This window comes from Streptomyces sp. FH025 (assembly GCF_017427025.1).
Lineage (GTDB): Bacteria > Actinomycetota > Actinomycetes > Streptomycetales > Streptomycetaceae > Kitasatospora.
In genome coordinates this window covers 1-6537 of sequence record NZ_JAFLNG010000441.1, presented here as the reverse complement: position 1 = coordinate 6537, position 6537 = coordinate 1, and the positions used below count along the sequence as shown (strand labels likewise).

Below are 6537 nucleotides of genomic sequence, written 5' to 3'. Positions count from 1 at the left end.
GCGGCCCCCGCCAGGCCCGCCGGGCTGGGGAGGCGGCTGGCCGCGCGGGCCGTGGACACCGCCGTCCTCCTGGTGGTCGCCGTCGCCGCCGGGATCCCGCTCGGCCGCTCGGTCTCCGACCACCTCCAGCAGAAGCTCGACCAGGCGAAGATGGCCAGCGCCCTCACCCGCCGCCAGGTCCAGGTGTGGCTGGTGGACGACGTGGTGCTGGGCAAGATCGCCGTCCTGCTCGGCATCCTGCTCTTCGCCAGCCTGCTCTACGAGGTGCTGCCGGTCGCCCGGACCGGCCAGACCTTCGGCAAGCGGCTGGCCCGGATCCGGGTGGTGGACGCCGCTCCCGGCGGGCGGGCCCGGCTGAGCCTGGGACGTTCGCTGCTGCGGTGGGCCGTCAGGCAGCTGGGGCTGGTGCTGCTGCTCGGCCTGGTCTGGCCGGTGTTCGACCGTCCGGCACGGCGCGGCTGGCAGGACCGGGCGGCCCGGACGCGGGTGGTCCGCGGCTGACGCCGCCGACCTGCCGGGCCCGGTCACGGGGTCACGGGTCCGTTCCGGGGCGACGGGTCCGTTCCGGGGCGACGGGTCCGTTCCGGCCGTCAGGCGGCAAAACGAACAAAATGTCCCAAACGCCAAGAATGTGTGATGTTCTACTCGGGGGATGAGCACCCAAGACCCCTCAGGCCCCCAGCCGGAGGGGGGCGGTCAGCCCTCCTTCGACAAGCAGCCCCCGCCCCCGGGCGGCGGCACGCCGGAAGGCGAGCAGCCGCGCCCGACCCCGCCCGAGGGCCCCGGTGCCTACCAGGGCACCTACGGCGGAGCACCCGGCGCCGGACCGGCCCACGGTCAGAACCCGTACGGGCAGCAGCCCTACGACCAGCCCCCGCCCGGCGGCTACGACGGCGGCCCCAGCATGTACGGCACCCCCGGAGCCGGGCCAGCCCCCGGGATGCCGCCGATCGGCACCTGGCCCAGGCGGATCGTCGCCCGCCTGATCGACTACGTCCTCATGCAGATCGTCGGCGTCGTGATCGTCGGGCCCTTCACCGACCTCAGCACGCGCAACGGTTCGACCGAGGCGTTCTGGCTCGGCTGCGCCATCTACCTCGTCTACGAGGCCCTGATGCTCAGCCGGGACGGCCAGACCCTCGGCAAGAAGGCGATGAAGATCCGCGTCGCCATGCTGGTCGACGGCAGCAAGCCCACCCAGTCCGCCGCCTGGACCAGGGCCGCCGTCTTCATCCTCCCGGCCGTGGTCTGCTGCGCCGCCCTGTGGTGGCTCGTCGACGGGCTGTTCGGCGTCTTCGACAAGCCGTACCGGCAGTGCATCCACGACAAGGCCGCGAAGACCGTGGTGGTCACCACCGAGGTCTGAGCGCGACGGAGGGGTGGGGTGACGGACGGGTGGGGCGACGACGCCCGGCGGCGGATCAGCGCTGCCGGGCGTACCCGTGTCCGGCCGGGGCGGGGGAGTGCTCGGCGCGGCCGGAGGAGCCCCTGGCGGACCCGGCCGCGTGGCCGGAGGCGGACGGCGAGAACACCGTCACCAGGGTGCCGAGCGCCAGCGCCAACCCCACCAGCACCGCGACCTCCAGGACGCCCGAGGCGCCCGAGACGGCCAGTAGTGCCACCGTGGTGGCGACGACGGTGAACGTGCCGAGGCAGAGCCGGGCGGCGGACGGACGCGGCATGACGGGGGATCCTTCGCACGTCGGGGGGAACGAGCGGGAGTGGTGCCGGTTCCAGGAGGCCTGCCCGGCAAGGGAGTTCGGTACGTCCAGGCTAGCCCGCAGGGTCGGGAGCACAGGGGGCGCACGGGCTCACCCCGAGGTCGTCCGACCTCCTCGGTACGGTGGGGACCGTCCACGTCACGCAGATCGGGGGAACCGACCGTGCCCATCCCCGCCGACTGGCCCACCACCGAGGCCCAGGCGCTCGCCGAACAGGAACGGCTGCGGCCGTTCGTCCGGGCCGTCGACGACGAAGCGTCCGAGGGCGACGCGTTCGGAGGCCGGCTGATCGCCGGAGTCGACGTCGCGTACGACGACGACCACGACCTCGTCGCCGCCGCGGCCGTACTCCTCGACCGCGACACCCTGGACGTCGTCGAGGAGGCCACCGCCGTCGGCCGGATCGCCTTCCCCTACGTTCCCGGACTGCTCGCCTTCCGCGAACTCCCCGCCGTCCTCGACGCGCTGGCCGCGCTAGGCCGCACCCCCGACACCGTCGTCTGCGACGGCTACGGCCTCGCCCACCCGCGCCGCCTCGGCCTCGCCAGCCACCTCGGCGTCCTCACCGGACTGCGCACCCTCGGCGTCGCCAAGACCCCCTTCACCTTCGACCACCGCGAACCCGGCCCGGAACGCGGCGCCTGGACCCCGCTCACCGACCCCGCCACCGGCGAGGAGGTCGGGCGCGCGGTGCGCACCCGACCCGGCGTCAAACCCGTCTTCGTCTCGGTCGGCCACCGCATCGGCCTCGACACCGCCGTCCGCACCACCCTCGACCTCGCCCGCCGCTACCGGCTGCCCGAGACCACCCGGCACGCCGACTCCCTCTGCCGCCGCGCCCTGGCCGAGGCCCAGCGCACCGGGACGTCCTCGAACTGACCATGGCCCGGGCGGAATTCGGGCCCGGTGTGTTAGACATGAGGCACCGGGGCCCGGCCCCGACCACCAAGGACGGACGCACGGGGGAGGCGCCGAAGTGGGAGCGGGGACCGGTTCGACCGGGGGATCCGGCCAGGGCTACCGGGTCGAGATCGAGCAACTGCGCACCTTCGCGGGGCAGGTACGGCTGCTGCTCAAGGAGTTCGAGAAGGACGCGAACGGCAACGCCACCCACGGGCGCAGCGGCCTCGGAAAGAACGCCTTCGGCACCTTCGCCGAGGCCACCGAGATCCACGGCCGCTACAGCACCATGCGGGACGCGCTGCGCGACGTGCTGAACCAGCTCCAGAGCGCCATCGACGACGCCCAGCACAACGCCGAGCTGACCGCCACCAACTACGAGGAACACGACCAGCACGTGGGCAAGAAGCTCAAACTCGCCGGTGACGGCTGGTCCGTGGCCCAACCCTCCGCCACCAGCGAAACCGCCTACCAGGCGAACCGGGTCCCGTCCCAGCGCGGCAACGCCACCATCTAGCCCGTCGCCCGACCGGAGGTGAACCACCCGTGGTCTACACCGACTTCACCAAGTACAGCCACGCCCAGCTCCGCACGATGGCGCAGGCCCTCGACCCCGGCGCGGTGATGGCCGCCGGCGACCCCTGGCGCAAGGCGGCGACCACCCTCAAGGAGATCCGCAAGACCCTCACCAACGTCAGCACCGAGGCCGCCACCTCCTGGGAGGGCTCCACCAGCGACGCCTTCCACACCGCGATGCTCACCCTCGCCGCCGACATCAACGAGGCCGCCGCCTACGCCAACGACGCGGCCAACACCCTCCACAACATGTCCGAGGCGATGGCCAAGGCCAAGCGCGACATGCCCGAGGAACCCGGCAACTGGGACAAGGTCAAGGACACCCTCGGCGACTTCTTCAGCACCGAGGACGACCACATCCAGATCACCGACCAGAAGAAGGCCGAAGCAGCCGCCGTCATGCAGACCCTCGCGATGCACTACCGCATCGCGACCCCGGCGCTGAAGGCGCCGTCGTTGAACTCCAAACCGACGAAGTCGGGAGATCCCGACAAGGGAACGCAGAACGATCCGGATGGGGCGGCAACCGCAGCAGCCGCGATGGTCTCGGGAACCGCGTTCGGGGTCGGGGGAACGGCGGCGAGGTCGGCGACTGTCACCGCACCGCAGCGGTCCAGGACTTCTGCGCCATCGATGGTGTCCGGCAATGCGCCGAGGAGCACGTCCGCCCCGACCGACCCGGGAATCAGGGGAGGTACGGCGCAGGCCCCGCCGAAGCCGTCGACTACAGCGAGCCGAAACCCCGATGCCGGCATCTCGGGCACGCCGGTCTCCCGTCCGAGCGGAAGCGTGCCGAGCCCCCTCACCTCCGGGACCCAGACGTCAGGCCTGAGCGCGACGTCGTCCACGGGGCCAGCGAGCGGGCCGATCGCGGGCGGCGGTGGGCAGATGACCGGCAGCCCTGTGGGGCCGGTCGGGCAGAGTGCACCGGTCGGGGCCGGTTTCGGGCAGGGCAGGACCGGATTCCGCGATAAGGGGTTCCCCGGTGGAGCGACGCCGGTGGAGGGTTCGGGTCCACGCGGAGGCCGAGCCGTTGGTGAGGTTCATCCGGGCGTTGGAGCCGGGGGCCGTGGGGCGTCCGGCGCTCATCAGACCGGCGGATCTCTGGCCCGGCCCGGTGGCGCTGTCCGTGAGACCACGCCTCCTGGTGCCGGTGCACGGGGCAAGCAGGCTTTCACGGAAGGCGGATCCGGGCTGGGGGCACGGAATCGGATGAGCGCCGAACCCGGGGCCCGTGGTGCGGGCGTCATGTCTCCCGGCATCCCGATGAGCGAGGCACAGCGTCGTAAGAAGGACCGGGGGAAGGACGGCAAGAGGCCGGACTACCTCGTCGAGGACGAGGAGACCTGGGCGTCGGACAAGCCGGCCAATCCGAACGTGGTGGAATGAGGCCGGTCCGCAACCGGACGGGTGATCTGTCGCATCCCGCAGGTCGGTGATCTGCGGGATGCATCGTTGAGTGGGGTGACCGGTTTGACGAGCCGCCTGTTGGCGCGTGGTACGGCGGTCTTTGCCGCTGGGGCATTGGTCTGGTCCGTCGCCGCACCGGTGGCATCGGCTGACCAGATCAGGGACCAGCAGTGGGCTCTGAAGACCTTCGAGGCCGAGACGAAGGTCTGGGGGGTGAGCCAGGGTGACGGGGTGGTCGTCGGGGTGGTCGACACCGGGGTGAATCAAGATCACCAGGATCTGACCGGGCAGGTGCTTCCTGGGGCCGACTTCTCCGGTGGCAACACGGACGGTCGTGTGGACGGTGACGGTCATGGCACCTCTATGGCGAGCCTGATCGCAGGGCATGGGCACGGGGCACAGGCAGGGGTGGCGGGCCTGGCTCCGAAGGCGAAAGTTCTGCCGGTGAAGGTCGGAACGAAGGGCGATGATTCCGCTCCTCCGCCGGCCGCGTTCGCGGATGCGATTCGCTTCGCGGTGGACCACGGTGCGAAGGTCGTCAACATCTCCCTCGGAGGGAAGGACTTCCGCTTCGACTCGCAGTTGCGCAAGGCCGTCAACTACGCAGTCTCGAAGGATGTCGTGCTGGTCGCCGCTGCGGGTAACACCGGGGCGAACATGGATGTCAACTATCCGGCCGCCTTCCCGGGGGTGGTGGCCGTCGGGGCCGTGGACTCCAACGGGGCCGTGTGGGACAGGTCCACATCGGGTCCCGAGACCACGCTCGTCGCGCCTGGTGTGGACATCTACCACGCCACGGCCAAGTCCTCGACGAGCTATGGGCTCGGGGACGGTACCTCGGAGGCCACCGCCTACGTCTCGGCTACCGCTGCGCTCATCCGGTCCAAGTACCCGAACCTGTCGGCGGGCCAGGTGATCAACCGGATGATCAAGTCGGCCACCCCTCCCGCCAACGGGACGGTGGTGCCCAACAACCACTACGGATACGGGACTGTGTCGCCGGCGAAGGCCTTGGAGGCGAATCCGGCTGTGGACAACGGGCCCAAGGAGAACCCGTTGGTCAAGCGCCCGGAGTCGAAGGGCACCCCGCCGACCGACGACGAAACCGATGCGACGGAGCAACCGGCGGCGGCCCCCGAACCCGGCGCCGACGGAAGTGGCGGCGACAGTGCCGGGTTGGTGATCGGGGCCGCGGCTGCCGGGTTGGTCGTGGTGTTGGGGTTGGTGGTGGCCGTGGTGGTGCGGGTGAGGCGTCGGACCGGTCAGTGAGTGGGGAGCCATTCGTCGCGTAGGGCGGCCATGTGGAGGACGTCCCAGTGGCGGCCGTCCCAGTGGTGGGCCTGGCGGGCGCGGCCTTCGAGGGTGAAGCCGGCCTTGCGGTAGGTGTGGGCGGCGCGTTCGTTGTACTCGAAGACTTCGAGGTGGACGCGGTGGAGGCGGATGGCCGTGAAGGCGTGGCGCAGGACCAGGATGGTGGTTTCGGTGCCGATGCCGCGGCCGGTGCTGTCGGGGGTGAGGGCGATCCGGTAGCTGGCGGAGGAGTTGTCGGGGTCGACGTCGGTGAGGGCGGCCTCGCCGAGGAAGCGGCCGGTGGTGGGGTCTTCGACGGCGAGGTCGAGTCGGTCGGGCTGGTCGGGGCGGGTGGTGCACCAGTGCCGGATCTGCTCGTGGGTGAAGGCGGTGCGGGTGCCGGTGAGGCGGTTGGTCTCCGGGTCGGCGCAGAGTTCCCACATCGGGTCGGTGTGCCGGGCGTCGAGGGGGACGAGGCGGATGGTGGGGCCGTGCAGCGTGGGTTTCACCGAGAGGGCGGAGAGGTCGCTGGTCATGGGCCTCAGAATGGGGCGTCGGGGGCCGGTTCGTACAGGGATTTAGTCGGCGACGGCTGCGGCGGCTACGACGGCGGCGACGGCGAGGTCGGGTTGGGCGATGC

The 6537-nt window shown here is 71.3% G+C and carries 8 protein-coding genes; 6 read left to right on the top strand and 2 right to left on the bottom strand.

Annotated elements, in window-relative coordinates:
- Together J0670_RS26215 and J0670_RS26210 are read left to right on the top strand one after the other, a co-directional pair.
- A partial coding sequence (locus J0670_RS26215) for an RDD family protein (protein WP_207814138.1) occupies positions 1-501 on the top strand: 501 nt, incomplete at its 5' end.
- Positions 502-652: 151 nt separating this feature from the next.
- Positions 653-1366: an RDD family protein gene (locus tag J0670_RS26210; protein ID WP_207814137.1), complete on the top strand. Its 714-nt coding sequence runs from the start codon at positions 653-655 to the stop codon at positions 1364-1366.
- Positions 1367-1421: 55 nt separating this feature from the next.
- On the opposite strand, the gene J0670_RS26205 is transcribed toward J0670_RS26210, so the two are convergent.
- Entirely contained in the window at positions 1422-1682 is a 261-nt protein-coding gene (locus tag J0670_RS26205) for a hypothetical protein (RefSeq protein ID WP_207814136.1), read from the bottom strand.
- 201 nt (positions 1683-1883) lie between these two features.
- Between J0670_RS26205 and J0670_RS26200 the strand changes: the two genes are divergently transcribed.
- The 4 genes from J0670_RS26200 (at position 1884) to mycP (ending at position 5876) form a co-directional block, all read left to right on the top strand.
- Entirely contained in the window at positions 1884-2600 is a 717-nt protein-coding gene (locus J0670_RS26200; protein ID WP_207814135.1) for an endonuclease V, read from the top strand.
- Between the two features lie 97 nt (positions 2601-2697).
- Positions 2698-3138: a hypothetical protein gene (locus J0670_RS26195; protein ID WP_207814134.1), complete on the top strand. Its 441-nt coding sequence runs from the start codon at positions 2698-2700 to the stop codon at positions 3136-3138.
- Between the two features lie 77 nt (positions 3139-3215).
- Positions 3216-4586: a hypothetical protein gene (locus tag J0670_RS26190; protein ID WP_207814133.1), complete on the top strand. Its 1371-nt coding sequence runs from the start codon at positions 3216-3218 to the stop codon at positions 4584-4586.
- A 75-nt stretch (positions 4587-4661) separates the two neighbouring features.
- A complete protein-coding gene (mycP, locus tag J0670_RS26185; protein WP_207814132.1) occupies positions 4662-5876 on the top strand; it encodes a type VII secretion-associated serine protease mycosin in 1215 nt (404 codons plus the stop codon).
- Here mycP and J0670_RS26180 read toward each other — a convergent pair.
- A complete protein-coding gene (locus tag J0670_RS26180; protein ID WP_207814131.1) occupies positions 5870-6433 on the bottom strand; it encodes a GNAT family N-acetyltransferase in 564 nt (187 codons plus the stop codon). The two genes, mycP and J0670_RS26180, sit on opposite strands and share 7 nt — an antisense overlap.
- Between the last annotated feature and the right edge of the window lie 104 nt (positions 6434-6537).